This window comes from Nocardiopsis sp. TRM 82005 (genome assembly GCF_056312425.1).
This window is the reverse complement of sequence record NZ_JBWDTQ010000015.1, coordinates 42,011-55,486: the sequence shown is the minus strand read 5'-3', so window position 1 is coordinate 55,486 and position 13,476 is coordinate 42,011. Positions and strand designations below refer to the sequence as shown.

Annotated in this window: 11 protein-coding genes; 6 read left to right on the top strand and 5 right to left on the bottom strand. The window is 71.7% G+C overall.

The features are described from left to right. The first annotated feature begins 206 nt into the window (after positions 1-206). Positions 207-1,691 carry an aldehyde dehydrogenase family protein gene (locus tag AC0T5L_RS11760; protein ID WP_476165470.1) on the top strand — a complete coding sequence of 495 codons (1,485 nt, stop codon included), beginning with the start codon at positions 207-209 and terminating at the stop codon, positions 1,689-1,691. Between the two features lie 90 nt (positions 1,692-1,781). Here AC0T5L_RS11760 and AC0T5L_RS11755 read toward each other — a convergent pair whose 3' ends face one another. Further along, positions 1,782-2,543, bottom strand: a complete 762-nt coding sequence (locus tag AC0T5L_RS11755; RefSeq protein WP_476165469.1) for a class I SAM-dependent methyltransferase — start codon at positions 2,541-2,543, stop codon at positions 1,782-1,784. Next, on the bottom strand, positions 2,540-3,298 hold the full coding sequence (locus tag AC0T5L_RS11750) for a class I SAM-dependent methyltransferase (protein WP_476165468.1): 759 nt from the start codon (positions 3,296-3,298) through the stop codon (positions 2,540-2,542). The genes AC0T5L_RS11755 and AC0T5L_RS11750 overlap by 4 nt, the downstream gene beginning before the upstream one ends. 149 nt (positions 3,299-3,447) lie before the next feature. On the opposite strand from AC0T5L_RS11750, the gene AC0T5L_RS11745 reads away from it, so the two are divergent. Next, a complete protein-coding gene (locus tag AC0T5L_RS11745) occupies positions 3,448-5,397 on the top strand; it encodes a hypothetical protein (RefSeq protein ID WP_476165467.1) in 1,950 nt (649 codons plus the stop codon). A 66-nt stretch (positions 5,398-5,463) separates the two neighbouring features. On the opposite strand, the gene AC0T5L_RS11740 is transcribed toward AC0T5L_RS11745, so the two are convergent. Beyond that, positions 5,464-6,741, bottom strand: a complete 1,278-nt coding sequence (locus AC0T5L_RS11740; RefSeq protein ID WP_476165466.1) for an acyltransferase family protein — start codon at positions 6,739-6,741, stop codon at positions 5,464-5,466. Positions 6,742-6,914: 173 nt separating this feature from the next. Here AC0T5L_RS11740 and pgfA point away from each other — a divergent pair, with 173 nt between their 5' ends. The 4 genes from pgfA (at position 6,915) to AC0T5L_RS11720 (ending at position 11,001) form a co-directional block, all read left to right on the top strand. Beyond that, complete coding sequence (gene pgfA / locus AC0T5L_RS11735; RefSeq protein WP_476165465.1) at positions 6,915-7,838, top strand: cell envelope lipid trafficking protein PgfA; 924 nt, start codon at positions 6,915-6,917, stop codon at positions 7,836-7,838. A gap of 66 nt (positions 7,839-7,904) precedes the next feature. Further along, on the top strand, positions 7,905-8,828 hold the full coding sequence (locus AC0T5L_RS11730; protein ID WP_476165464.1) for a decaprenyl-phosphate phosphoribosyltransferase: 924 nt from the start codon (positions 7,905-7,907) through the stop codon (positions 8,826-8,828). Then, positions 8,825-10,192, top strand: coding sequence for an FAD-binding oxidoreductase (locus tag AC0T5L_RS11725; protein WP_476165463.1), 1,368 nt, complete (start codon positions 8,825-8,827; stop codon positions 10,190-10,192). The genes AC0T5L_RS11730 and AC0T5L_RS11725 overlap by 4 nt, the downstream gene beginning before the upstream one ends. Before the next feature lie 56 nt (positions 10,193-10,248). After that, positions 10,249-11,001 carry an SDR family NAD(P)-dependent oxidoreductase gene (locus AC0T5L_RS11720; protein WP_476165462.1) on the top strand — a complete coding sequence of 251 codons (753 nt, stop codon included), beginning with the start codon at positions 10,249-10,251 and terminating at the stop codon, positions 10,999-11,001. Positions 11,002-11,035: 34 nt separating this feature from the next. Here AC0T5L_RS11720 and AC0T5L_RS11715 read toward each other — a convergent pair whose 3' ends face one another. Both AC0T5L_RS11715 and AC0T5L_RS11710 read right to left on the bottom strand, forming a co-directional pair. After that, positions 11,036-12,409: an MFS transporter gene (locus AC0T5L_RS11715; RefSeq protein ID WP_476165461.1), complete on the bottom strand. Its 1,374-nt coding sequence runs from the start codon at positions 12,407-12,409 to the stop codon at positions 11,036-11,038. Beyond that, entirely contained in the window at positions 12,406-13,386 is a 981-nt protein-coding gene (locus AC0T5L_RS11710; RefSeq protein ID WP_476165460.1) for an oxygenase MpaB family protein, read from the bottom strand. Before AC0T5L_RS11710 ends, AC0T5L_RS11715 begins: the two co-directional genes overlap by 4 nt. Between the last annotated feature and the right edge of the window lie 90 nt (positions 13,387-13,476).

The following is a 13,476-nucleotide window of genomic DNA, read 5'->3' as shown; positions in this document are numbered from 1 at the left end:
CGTGAAGGGTCCAGCACTCACCTCTGGCCGGATCCGGCCGCCCCGGATCGGTGACCGGCCCTGGTCGGGTCGCGAACGTACGGCGAATCGAGAACGGCGGCCCCGAAAGTCGCTGAACAGTTGGCCAAGAAGCGGCAAGTCCCGTTGCCCGCACGCGGCCCCCGGGCCACCGTGGCAGGCAGCGACGCCTATCCGGGGGAGAGCCGATGCACGCCGACCAGCGGCCGAGCGCCTACACGGGTCTGGACCGAATGCCCATCGGAGGCGAGTGGCGCCACGGATCCTCCGGGAACGTCTTCCAGGACCTCGACCCCTACGACGACACGCTCCTCACCGAGATCAGCCTGGCCGATGAGAGCGACGTGGACCTCGCCTACCAGGCGGCGGCGAGGGCGTGGCCGGAGTGGGCCGCCGTCCCCGCCGCCGACCGCCTCGAACTGTTCCTGCGGGCCATCCGCATCCTCGAAGCGCGCCGGACCGAGATCGTTGACTGGATCGTGCACGAGGCCGGCGCCGTTCGCGAGCGCGCCGAGTTCGAGTGGCAGCTGGTGCGCAGCGGCATGGCCGAGATCGCCTCCTACCCCACGCGGGTCGCCGGCCGCATCCTGCCCGGCATCACCCCTGGCAAGGAGAACCGCGTCTACCGTGAGCCGCTCGGCGTCGTCACGGTGATCAGCCCGTGGAACTTCCCCCTCCAGCTCTCCCACCGCTCCCTCGCGCCCGCCATCGCCCTCGGCAACACCGTCGTCCTCAAACCCGCTGAGAACACCCCGGTCACGGGCGGGCTCCTGCTCGCCCGGATCTACGAGGAGGCCGGGCTTCCCCCCGGTGTGCTCAACGTGGTCATCGGCAAGGGCGGTGAGATCGGAGACGCGCTCGCCGCCCACGAGACCTCCCGGATGATCTCGTTCACGGGCTCCACCGAGGTCGGCCGCCACATCGCCAGGCAGGCCCCGCTCAAGAGGCGCTCGCTCGAACTCGGCGGCAACGGCCCCCTGGTGGTGTTGGAGGACGCTGATCTGGACATGGCCGCGGACGCCGCCGTGTTCGGCTCCTACTACCACCAGGGCCAGATCTGCATGGCGACCAACCGGGTCGTGGCCACCGCCGACGTCCACGACGAACTGGTCGAGCGGATGCTCGTGCGTGCCCGAGGGCTGAAGGTGGGCGATCCCGCCGACCCGGCCACCCAGATCGGCCCCATCATCGACGACGAGCAGCGCGACGGCATCCGGGACGTGGTCGAGCGTTCCGTGGAGCAGGGCGCGCGGCTCCTGCTGTCCGGGGACCCGTACGGTCCGGCGGGCAGGGTCCTGCCGCCCCACCTGCTGCTCGCCTCCAACGACCTGCCCTGCGCGTCCGAGGAGGTGTTCGGCCCGGTGGCCACGGTCATCAGGGCCGAGGATGCGGAGGACGCGCTGCGTATCGCCAACGACACCGAGTACGGCCTGTCCAGCGCCGTGTACACGCGCGACGCCGAACGGGGGGTGCGGTTCGCCCGCCGTCTGCACGCGGGCATGACGCACGTCAACGACTCCACGCTCAACGACGAGGCCAACACCGCGTTCGGCGGCGAGAACCACTCCGGGCTCGGCCGTTTCGGCGGTGAGTGGGCGATCGATGAGTTCACCACCGACCACTGGATCAGCCTCCAGCACACACACCGCAGGCTGCCCTTCGGCCTCGGGTGAGTGTCCGGTCCCGAGGACCGGCGGCTGCGGGCGGCAGGGGTGCTGCCGGGGAGCCGCCGCGCAGCGGGGTCGGTGTCCGAGGGGCGTGTCCTAGCGTCTGCGCAGCACCAGCAGCAGGTTCCAGGTGAGGACTTCGCGCAACAGGGGCACGCGCACGACCGGCTTGGCCCAGTCGGGCAGGTAGCGGGGCCGCACGTCCACCACGTCCACGTCGGCGCGCCCGCGCGTCCAGCGCAGCATCTCCTCGGCGTGGGCGGCGTACATGGTGCGGCCGAAGTCGTTCTTGGGCCGTTTCCCGTGGCGTCGGGCGAACCTCTCGGCCGCGTACGCGCCGCCCAGGTAGTGCCACGGAGAGGTCTCGTGTCCGCCCCACGGCGACAGCCACAGCGTGTACGACAGGTACACCAGCCCGCCGGGCCGGGTCACCCGCACCATCTCTTCGGCCATCCGGGTCCGGTCCGGCACGTGCTCCAGCACGTTGGAGGAGAAGCACACGTCCACCGAACCGCCGCGCAGCGGTAGTTCCAGGGCGCTGCCCTGGACGCCGTGGGCGTCGGCCCCACGGCCGTGCAGGGTCATCTCGTGGGCGTCGGAGTCCACGCACAGGCAGCGGGCCCCGGCGGCGCGCAGCTCGTCGGCGAAATAGCCGGGACCTCCGCCCACGTCCACCACGAGCCTGCCGTCCAGGGGGGTGTAGGAGCGCAGCTGGGCGACGGTGTCCCGGGCCAGCGCGCCGTAGAAGCGGGCCGGGTCGGTCTGCTCCCCGCGGAAGGCGGTGAACAGCCCCACCGACCGGGCCAGGGTGGCGCGGAACGGGACGGTGCCGTCGGAGTGGGTGGTTTCGCTGGTCACGTGGCGCCCTCCAGCACCACGTAGTGGCGCATGTGACGCCAGTGGTCGCCGCCCCAGTACTCGTCGGATGCGGCGATCCGGCCGTTCGGGACCAGTTCGGCGATGCGCTCGGCGCGCAGGGTGTGCATCCGCATCGGTGCCGGGTAGCGCAGCAGCGTCCTCTGGGCCAGGGCCACCAGCGGCCACGGCGCGTACCGGAACACCATCCCCTTGAAGGTGCGCCGCTCGGACTCGGGCACGCCCAGGACCAGGGCGCCGCCGGGGCGCACCACCCGCGCGAACTCGCGCACGTAGCCCTCAGCCAGCTCGGGCGGCAGATGCTGTAGGACCAGGTCGGTGTAGACCAGGTCGAACGAGTCGCCTTCGAACACCGACAGGTCCGGGCGCTCGTTCAGCTCGAACCTGACCCGGCCGCCGGAGCGGTCCAGGCGCCGGGCCTCGGCGAGCATCGGCGCGGAGATGTCCACCCCCACGACCTCGGCGAAGTGCGCGGCCAACGCGTTGGACAGCCGTCCCGCGCCGCACCCGAAGTCCAGCACCCGGCCGCCCTCCGGGCGGATGCCCAACTCCTCCAGGCGGGTGACGGCCGGGTCGACGTCGGCCCGGCCCGAGGCGAGGAACTCGTCGTCGTCCCAGCCGCCGCCCCGCTTGCCGGGGTCCACGCACACCGCCCACAAGGGCTCGGCGGTCCCCAGCCGGGTCCAGTCGCGGCGGACCTGTTCGAGCCCCACCGGCATCACCTCCACGGTGTCCACGGCCCCGACGGAACGTGGGCCTGAATCGTGTTCCTGTTATATACGCACTGGCCAGGGCGGAATGTACTAAGGGGCAAGGAAGAAAATGGAACGAGTTGTATTCTGACACTCATCTTCCGGGTTGGCCAACCTGCGGCGGGAGGGAATCGATGCCGCCTGTTCCTCCCACAGCGAGTGGGCACGATGGTCGCGATACCAGGGTCTCGGCGGTGCTGGCCGCCGTGCGCCGCCTGGCGCGCGACCGACTGGTCCTGGCGGGGCTGCTGGTGGTCGTGGTGGCCGTCGGGCTCAGGTTCCACGTGCTCACCGAGTCCTACTTCGTGGAGGACGACTACCTCTTCTTCGCCGCCGCCCACGCCAGCGACCTGAGCCCGGACTACCTGCTCACCCTGCACAAGGGCCACCTGATGCCGGGCGCCCTGTTCCTGGTCTACCTCCAGACCGTCTTTTGGCCCTACGACTGGTGGATCAGCGCGGGCACCATGCTGGCTTTCCAAGCCGCCGCCCTGCTGGGCTTCCTCCGCCTGGTGTGGGAGCTGTTCGGCCGCCGCTGGGCGCTGCTGGTACCGCTGACCGTGTACGCGCTGGCCCCGCTGACCATCCCCGTCCTGGGCTGGTGGTCGGCGGCGCTCAACGCGGTCCCCTTCCAGCTCGCCCTGGTGCTCTCCCTGCTGTGGACCGTGCGCCACCTGCGTACCGGTGACCAGCGCATCGCCTGGTGGGCCGGAGGTGCCGTCGTGTTCGGCATGCTGTTCACGGTCAAGGCGATGTTCCTGCCGCTGGTGCTGTTCGCGGTGGCCGTCGCCCACCTGTATCCGGGTGGGCCGGTCGCCGGGGCCCGTCGCGCCTGGGCGCTGCACCGGCCGTTCTGGACGGCGATGGGCGCGCTCTTCGCGGTCTACACGGTGTTCTACCTGGTGCGGATGCGTGTGGCGGAGGGCGGCGAGGGCGCGGGCGTGCCCGAGAGCCAGCCCGCGCTGGCGACACTGCGTGGGCTGCTCACCGAGGTGTTCCCGGTCGGTGCCCTGGGCGGTCCGCTGGAGTGGGGGCCCGTCACCCCGACGGGCGGCCTCGTCGACCCGCGAGGTGTGGTGGTGCTGGGCGCCTGGGCGGTGTTCGCGACGATCGTACTGGTCAGCCTGCGCATGCGGCGCGGGTCGTGGCGGGCGTGGGCGCTGCTGCTGGGCTATGTGGTGATCGTGGACATCGTCCCGACGAACATCGCCCGGGGCCGGTTCCAGGATGTGACCGCCATCGATCCCCGGTACGTGGCGGACGCCGCGCTGGTGTTCGCGCTGTGTCTGGCCCTGGCCTACCTGCCCACCCGGGAGGAGCGTGCGCGCGCCCTGGCGGGCGGTGCGGGGGACGCCCCGGAGGAGCCCTACCGGGTGCGGCCCCGGCGCGGTGCCCGGACCGCCGCGGTGCTGGCGACGGTGGTGTACGCGGCGGCGGCCGGCTACTCCACGCACACCTACGCGCAGACCCTGGGCGGCGACCGTCTCCAGTGGTATCTGGACACGGTGCGGGCTTCGCTGGCGGCCGTTCCGGATGAGGGCGGACTGTACGCGCGCCCGGTGCCTGAGGACGTGGTCCTGGAGTGGAACGGTCCGCGCCGCATGAGCTCGTGGGTGCTGTCGCCGCTGGCCCCGCCCGAGATCGCCCGGCGGATGACCGGTCCCGAGGAGTCCGACACCGCGTACGTGTTCAACGACGCGGGCTACCTGGTCCCGGCACGGCCCTCCGACAACGGCTACATGTTCGCCCCCGGGCCGGCGGACGAGTGCCTGGAGCCCTGGGAGGGGGGTATGTCCTGGCCGGTGCGCGCGCATGGCGGCTCCGCGCAGATCGTCACCCTCGGCTACACGTCCGAGGAGGACGTCGGCGTGGTGGTGGCGGTCGGTGACGACTGGATCGAGGTGGACCTGCCGGCCGCACCGGAGAACGGTACCTGGTACGTGCCGGTGGGCGCCCCCGGAGAGAGGTTGGCGGTGTTCGTGCCCGAGGATCCTGAGGACCGGGGCGGGCTGTGCCTGAACTGGGTGTCGGTGGGCGGGATGGCTCCGGTCGTGGAGGGCAACCCGTGGGAGTCGGGGGGATGACGGCCGGGCCGCCGACTGGAGCGTGTCACGGGGCGAAGCGGAACGGAGCCCCGAGGGAAACACCGCTCACCTGCGGGACCACCGGCGGCTTGGCTCCTCCACCCACCGGTGGGTCGCCATGGCGAGCAGCACCGTTCCGATCGTCACCGGTACCGCGTCCATCCAGAACGACCCGGTGAAGATCTCACGCCCGGTGAAGTCGCGCCACAGGTACAGCACCATGAACTGCCACAGGAACACGCCGTAGGAGATCCGGGCGAGGAACTGGCACACCCGGTGCCGCAGCAGCGCATCCAGCCACCGTCCGTTCCGCCAGGCTGCGGCCCGCCGCAGCGGGACGGGCGCCGAGGCCGGGCGCGGGGCCAGCGCGGCGGGTGCGATCAGGAAGAACGCGAACCCGATCCCGGTCAGTGAGTCCACCGCCGACGTCCAGATGTTTCCGGAGCCGATGAACCGGCTCCCCGCGGCGTAGGTGGCGTTGAGGACGAAGAACCCGCCCGCGGACAGCCAGCACACCCCGGGGGAGGCGGCGACGGTCCGGCAGAAGCGGCGCACCGGTCCGTCGGCGCCGGGCTCGCGCCAGGCCCACTCCGAGAGCACGGCCAGGGCCATCCCGGCCGCGAACAGGCCCATCGCCCGGGGCAGCCAGAGGTGCATGTACTCGCGCTGCTCGGGATAGAACTGCGGGACCAGCGCGGCCAGGCCCAGCGCCGCCATCACGAGCAGGCCGGCGAGCAGACGTCCGCCCCGGGCGTCCACGTCCTTGCCCCGGCGAGCCCACAGGGCCAGGAGCAGTCCGAACAGCGGCAGCAGCAGGTAGAAGCCCACCTCCACCGACAGGCTCCACATCTGGCCCAGGCCGTAGGGGCCGGAGCCCACCCACGAGGGGTCGGTGTTGAAGGTGAAGGTCAGGGTGAGGACCTCCCACCAGTGCCGCAACGAGCCGAGTCCGCTCTGGGAGTGGACCAGCAGCGCGGCCACGGCCACCACCCAGTAGGCGGGGAACACGCGCGCGAGGCGGCGCCACAGGTAGGGACGGGTACGCGGCCCGCGTACCCCGTCCAGGGCGGCGCGGGCCCAGGGCCGGTACAGCAGCACGCCGGAGAGGGCGAAGAACAGGGGCACGGCCAGGTCGAAGGCGGACAGCAGCCCGCCGAGCACCCCGGGCGCCAGTGCGTCGCCGGTCTCGGTGGCGACGTGGAAGACCAGGATCATCAGGGCGGCCGCGGCGCGGATGCCGTCGAGGGCCTCGTGGCGGCCGTCGACCTGCGGCAGTACGGCGGTCCGGGAGGGTGTGCGCGTGTCGCCGGAGGGGTCCTCGGGCGCGGAAGGGGTGGGCGCCATGGGCCTTCCAGATACGGGGGAGGAACCAGAACGCGTTTCACTAGAACGTGTTATAAAAATTTCGACACGCCCTGGTGACGCCGTTCCCTACTGGGCAGTACTCTACCCGGAACTGGACCTAGTTCCACTAGACCCAGTTCCAGATCTGGACTCTCATACGCCCAGGAGGGCACATGCGCCGTACCGTTGCGGTCGTTCTCGTCGCGTTTGGGGTCTTCTCCCTCGCCTTTGCACCCATGATGCGCACGTGGCTGTCGAGCTCACTGATGAAGACCCCTCTGGACTACTACAGCGAGACGGTCAACGTCGCTGAGGGGGCCACCTACTTCAACGTCGAGGACGTGGAACTCGTCGAGAACGCCACTCTGGAGGCCCACTCGACCATTCGGGCCGACGTGGCCTCCAGCACCGACGAGACGGTCGTGTGGGACCAGTTCACCTGGCTCAAGGACGCCGACACCGAGTTCGGCATCACCTCCACCAGCCGACGGGCCGGACACGACCGAGTCACCGGTGAGGCGGTTGACTGCTGTGACTCCATGGTCAACGACGAGTCCGTCGCGCAGAGCGGTCAGGCGTGGAAGTTCCCCTTCTTCACCGAGCAGCGCGACCACGACTTCTTCGAGACCACCGTCCAGGAGGTCGTCCCCATGGAGTTCCAGGGGACCGAGGAGATCGAGGGCGTCGAGGCCTACAAGTTCGTCCAGGAGGTCGACGGGACCACTGTCGGCGAGCGCACCCTGCCACGCTCCGTGGCCGGGCTGGAGGGAGAGGGCGACGTCACCGGTGACGAGGTCTTCTCCATCACCCGCACCTACTGGATCGAGCCCGTCACCGGCTCCCCCCTGAAGGTCAGCGAGGACCAGGACCGCGTCGTCGTCGTGGACGGCGACGAGGTACTGACCCTGCTCGACGCCGAACTCGTCTTCGACGACCAGACCGTCCAGGAGGCGATCGACCGAGCGGATGCGGGGCGCACCATGCTCCCCCTGCTGCACACCACCTTCCCCATCGTCTTCCTCGTCGCCGGCGTCGGTTTCGTCGGCGTCGCGGTCGTACTGTTCCTCACGGGTCGCCGCCGTGACCACCGCAGCTGACCCCCGCGCCCGTCCGGCGTGCCCGACCGGGCGCGCCGGTGCGCGCTCCTCCACCCCGCGGTCCCGGTGACGGAGCGGACGCAGGCCGCGGGGCCCCCGGCGGGCGGGGCACCGCGCGGCGACCGGACAAGGGCTGCCGCGCTGGTCAGCGCGTGTCGACCCCGGCAGTGGCTCAAGAACCTCCTCGTCCTGGCCGCCCCCGCCGCCGCGGGAGCGCTCAGCCGGCCTGAGACGCTGTTGACCTGTGCCGCGGTGTTCGCCCTGTTCTGCGCGGCCGCCAGCGGCACCTACCTGCTCAACGACGTCCACGACGCGCCCCGCGACCGCGCGCACCCGCGCAAGCGCCACCGGCCGGTCGCCTCCGGCGCGCTACCCGCTCCGGTGGCGGCCGCGTCGGGGGTCCTGCTCTGTGCCGCCGCACCACTGGCCTCCCTGACGCTGGGCAGCCCCGCGCTCTCCGCCCTGCTCACCGGATACGTGCTGCTCACGCTGGCCTACACCCGCCACCTCCGGGACGTGGTGGTGTGTGACCTGGTCGCGGTCGCCGCCTGCCACGTGCTGCGCGCCGTCGCCGGCGGGGTGGCCGTCGGCGTGCCGCTGACCTCGTGGTTCGTCATCGTGGTGTCGCTGGCCGCGCTCCTGGTGGTGGTCGGCAAGCGCGAGGCCGAACTGCGCGCGACCGGGAACGCGGAGGAGGTGCGCCCGACCCTGCGCGGCTACACCACCGCCTACCTGGCGCAGACCCGCACCATGGCGTCGGGCGCCATGATCGTCACCTACTGCCTGTGGGCGCTGGAGCAGGGCGAGGGGCCGCGGACGCTCTTCCACACGATGAGTATCGTTCCGTTCATCATGTTCGTCCTGCGCTACAACCTGCTCGTGGACCGGGGAGTGGGGGAGGAGCCCGAGGAGATCGCCCTGCGCGACCGGCCCCTACAACTCATCCTGGTCGGGTTCGCGTCCCTGGTGGGACTGGGGATCTACCTGTGAGCGGGCCCGGTCGGCGGACACTCCTGCGCGGATGGGGACTCACCTCCCCGACGGCCGCCCGCGTGGTGCGCCCCCGTACGCACGAGCAGGTGGCCGAGGCACTCGCCCTGGCCGGAGGGCGCGGTGCGGTGCCGCGCGGCCTCGGGCGCTCCTACGGCGACGCCGCACAGGACGCCGGAGGGCTGGTACTGGACTGCACCGGGCTGACCGGGCCCGTGTACCTGGACGCCGCGCGCGGGGAGGCCACCGTCCCGGCGGGCACCAGCATGGACCGCCTCATCGCCCACCTGCTGCACCGTGGCCACTTCGTCCCCGTCACCCCCGGGACCCGACACGTCACCTTGGGCGGGGCGGTCGCCGCCGACATCCACGGCAAGAACCACCCCGCCGACTCCTCCCTCGGAGCGCACGTGCGCGCCCTCACCCTGGTCACGGCGGACGGGCGCACGCGCCGCCTGGCTCCGGGGCCGGACGGCGGGGACCCCGAGCTCTTCTGGGCGACCGTCGGTGGGATGGGCCTGACCGGGGTGGTCACCGAGGTGACCCTGGCCGTGTTCCCGGTCGAGTCCTCCTACATGCGGGTGGACACCGACCGCACCGACGGCCTGGACGAGACCCTGGGGCTGATGGCAGGCACCGGCCACCGCTACTCGGTGGCCTGGCTGGACCTGTTCGCCCGGGGCGGCGCCCTGGGCAGGGGGGTGGTCACCCGGGCCGACCACGCACGCACGGGCGACCTTCCGCCGCCACTGCGCCGGCGGCCGCTGCGGTACCGGAACGCGAGCGTGCCCGTGCCGCCCCTCACCCCGCCGGCGGGGGCCGTGAACCGGTGGACCGTCGGCGCGTTCAACGCCCTCCAGTACGGCCGGGCGCCCCGGCGGTGGCGCGGCCGTGCCCAGCCGCTGGCCGGCTATTTCCACCCGCTGGACGCCCTGCGGGGATGGAACCGGATGTACGGGCGCCCCGGTGCGGTGCAGTACCAGTTCGTTGTGCCCTTCGGCGCGGAGAACACCCTGGCGGGCATCGCCGAGAGCCTGTCGCGGGCACGGGCGCCCTCGTTCCTGGCGGTCCTCAAGCGGATGGGCGAGCCGACGCCGGGACCGCTGTCCTTTCCGCGGCCCGGGTGGTCGCTGGCCGTGGACCTGCCCGCGGACCTGCCCGGGCTCGGCGCGATGCTGGACGGCTTCGACGAGCGGCTGATCGGCGCCGGAGGACGCCTGTACCTGGCCAAGGACAGCCGGGCCAGGGCCGAGACCGTGCACGCCATGTATCCGGAGCTGCCCGAGTGGCGCCGGGTGCGTGAGCGGGCCGATCCGAGCGGGGCGCTGGTCTCCGACATGGCCCGCCGCCTGCGGCTCCTGTGACGCCGGGCCGTAGGCACGAACACGATGACGACTGTCTGGGAAGGCGGGGGAGCGCCGTGCGCGACTCTGTGGGAACGGTGCGGAGCGTTCTGCTGCTCGGTGGCCGCAGCGAGATCGGCTTGGCCATCGTCGAGCGGCTGGTTCGCGAGGGAGCCCGCGAGGTGGTGCTGGCCGCCCGGGGAGGGGCGTCCTCACCGCCGGACTGGCTCACCGGGCTCGGGGCCGCCGTGCACTCGGTGGACTTCGACGCCGGCCTGCCCGGCACCCATACCGGTACCGTCGCGGACGCGGTGGCGCTGGTGGGTGACCTCGACGTGGTGGTGGACGCCTTCGGGGTGCTCGGGCGGCAGTCCGAGTACGAGGCCGACCCGGCCGCCGCCGCCCGTGCCGCCGCGGTCAACTACACCGGACACGTGTCCGCTGACCTGGCCGTGGCCGCACGCCTGCGCGAGCAGGGGCACGGGACGCTGGTGGTGCTCTCCTCCGTGGCGGGCGTACGGGTGCGCAGGTTCAACTTCGTGTACGGGTCGGCCAAGGCGGGCCTGGACGGCTTCGCGCAGGGACTGGCCGACTCCCTGCACGGTTCCGGGGCGCGGGTGCTGGTGGTGCGGCCGGGCTACGTGTCGACGCGGATGTCCGCGCACGTGGAACCCGCCCCGTTCTCAGCCACCCCCGGCCAGGTCGCGGACGCGGTGTCGGCCGGGTTGCGCTCGGGGGCCACGACCGTGTGGGCGCCGCGTGTGCTCCAGCCGCTCTTCACCGGGATGCGGCTGATGCCGCGCGCCCTGTGGCGCCGCCTGGGCCGCTGAGGTCCTCGCCGGCCCGCCACACCGGCAACGTCCGCTAGGCCGCGTCCTCAGCGGTCAGCCGGTAGAACGCCAGCGGTACCAGACAGCACAGCATCACCACGGCGGGCACCAACGCGCTGCCGATCAGCATGCCGCGCAGCGCCTCGTCGCTCTGCCGGACCACCTCTCCCGCGCCGGACTCCACGTAGCCGCTCAGCGCCAGTGACAGCGACAGCAGGCCGGTGCCCACCGACTGCGCCATTGCCTCCCCCGAGGTCCACACGCCCGAAAGCACCCCGCCCTGGCGCTGCCCCGAGGCGTTGGCTGTGGCCAGGCAGTCGGCCAGCATCGACCACGGCAGCAGCGTCGTTCCGGACAGGCCCAAGCCCACCAGCACGGAGGAGAACACCGCGCCGGGGAAGCCCCACAGGGGGATCAGCAGCAGCCCCAGGCTCCCCAGAGCGAACACCGCGGCCGCGTACCCGGCGGCGCCGCGCTTGTCCACCCGTACCGACAGCCGCTTCCACAGCGGGGCCGAGGCGATCAGCGGCACCAGCACGCACACCATGAGGACGCTCGTGTACTCCGGGTTGCCCATGACGTTGGCCGTCACGTACGGCACACCGGCCACCATGGTGCCTCCGGCCACCGCCATCAGCATGTTGGCGGGAAACAGCACACGGAAGTGGCGGTGGGCGAAGGCCACCCGCAGCTGGGCGAACAGGCCCTCGGAACGGTGCGGGAACACCGGGCGCGGCGCACGACGCGTCCCGATCACCGAGCCCAGCATCGACACCAGCACCACGCCGCCCATCACCAGGCCCATCATTCGGTACCCGGTCGCGGTGTCCTCGGGGGCCGACTGCAGGACCGGCGCCAGGGCGCCGCCCAGCATCAGGGCGAGCCCCACGAACGCGGTCCGCCACGTGTTGAACGTGGACCGCTCGTGGTAGTCGGAGGTGATCTCCCCGGGCATGGCGGTGTGCGGCACCTGGAACATCGACGACGCCAGCGCGGCGGCCACGAACACCGCCGCGACGTATCCGGCGGCGGCATCGCCCTCCAGCGGCGGACCGGCGAACATCGCGGCGAACAGCACCGGCAGGGTCAGCGCCCCGACCAGCATCCACGGGCGGCGCGGCCCCCACGACGAGCGCGTCCTGTCTGACCAGATGCCGATATACGGACTGACCAGAAGGTCGACCAACTTGGGCAGGAACACCACCAGTCCGGCCAGCGCGGGGCTCACCGCCAGGGTGTCGGTCAGGTAGATCAGAAGCAGCAGCCCCGGCACCGTGTTGAAGATGCCGGTGGCCACGGCGCCGCTGCCGTACCAGGCGTGCACGGACCGGGGCAGCGGAGCGGTGCGCCCGCCCACGACGGGAGCGGCGGAGCCCCCGGGCGGCACGGGGTCGGCCGTGGCGGTCACGGGCGACCGTCCGCGGACGCCTGCGCGGGCGTCCCGGCGTCCGCCTCCGGGGCGCTGTCCTCCTGGCCCTTCGCGCCGTACAGCTCCTCGTGGCCTACCGGATCCACGTTGTGCGCCACCGGGCAGCCCTTGGGGAAGGTGCCGATCCGGTTGACGTCGTAGCCCTGCGGGTAGCTGCGGATGTTCGGGGCCTCGTCCGCCCACAGCGGCTCCTCGCGGGGCTTCATCCGGCGCACGACCTTGGCGCGCAGCTTCAGCGCGATGTCGGCGGACCGGCGCCAGGCCCGGCTGGGAGGGTCGTAGCGGAAGGTCTTGATGAGCGATTCGTCCAGGATCGCCATGGAGAACTTCCGGGCCAGTCCTGCCACACGCGGCGGGTAGAAGGTCACCATCAGATCGAGGGTGGCGTCGGAGACCGCGCGGCCGCCTTCGGTGTAGGCGAAGTAATCGCGCTCGTAGGAGTCGAGGAGGTCCCGGAACTGTTCGTAGGTTTCGGGGATGTCCTTGATCCCCATGTACTTGCCGAGTTTGCGGTAGTAGTTGGTGATGGCGCTGATCTCGTGTTCGCTCAGTCTGCGCCAGCCGTATCCGTAGTCGTTGAGCCAGCGCACGGGCATGACCACGAACGTGCTGAGTACGTACCGGTAGTCGTCGTTGCTGATGTCGTAGGAGCGGTGCATCTGGTTCATCCGGCGCAGCGCGTCGCGGCCCTTACCCGGTTCGAACCCGTACCGCATCATGTTGTTGAGGATCAGCGCGGTGTCGTCGTAGCGCTTCTGGGTGCTGCCGGTGAACTCGTTGGTCCTGCCGAGCAGCTCGCCGACGCTGGGTACGGCGTAGGTGCGGTAGAGGGCGATGCCGAGTGCCCGGCCCATGTCCCAGGGGAACTCGTGGGCGTTGAGGATCTGGAGGATCCGTACGCAGTCGGCCTCGGCGTCCAGGCGGGCGATCTCGTCGCGGAAGTCGAAACGCTTCATTCGTGCTTTCCTTCGGGGAAGGGGACGGCGCGGTTCGGGGCGCGCATGGTGGGGGCGGGGGTACACGGTCAGTCCGTGTGCTGTGGGGGG

Coding starts and splice junctions, on each gene's coding strand:
- AC0T5L_RS11745 (WP_476165467.1), top strand. CDS start 3,448: ATGCCGCCTGTTCCTCCCACAGCGAGTGGGCACGATGGTCGCGATACC.
- AC0T5L_RS11740 (WP_476165466.1), bottom strand. CDS start 6,741: ATGGCGCCCACCCCTTCCGCGCCCGAGGACCCCTCCGGCGACACGCGC.
- pgfA (WP_476165465.1), top strand. CDS start 6,915: ATGCGCCGTACCGTTGCGGTCGTTCTCGTCGCGTTTGGGGTCTTCTCC.
- AC0T5L_RS11710 (WP_476165460.1), bottom strand. CDS start 13,386: ATGAAGCGTTTCGACTTCCGCGACGAGATCGCCCGCCTGGACGCCGAG.
- AC0T5L_RS11760 (WP_476165470.1), top strand. CDS start 207: ATGCACGCCGACCAGCGGCCGAGCGCCTACACGGGTCTGGACCGAATG.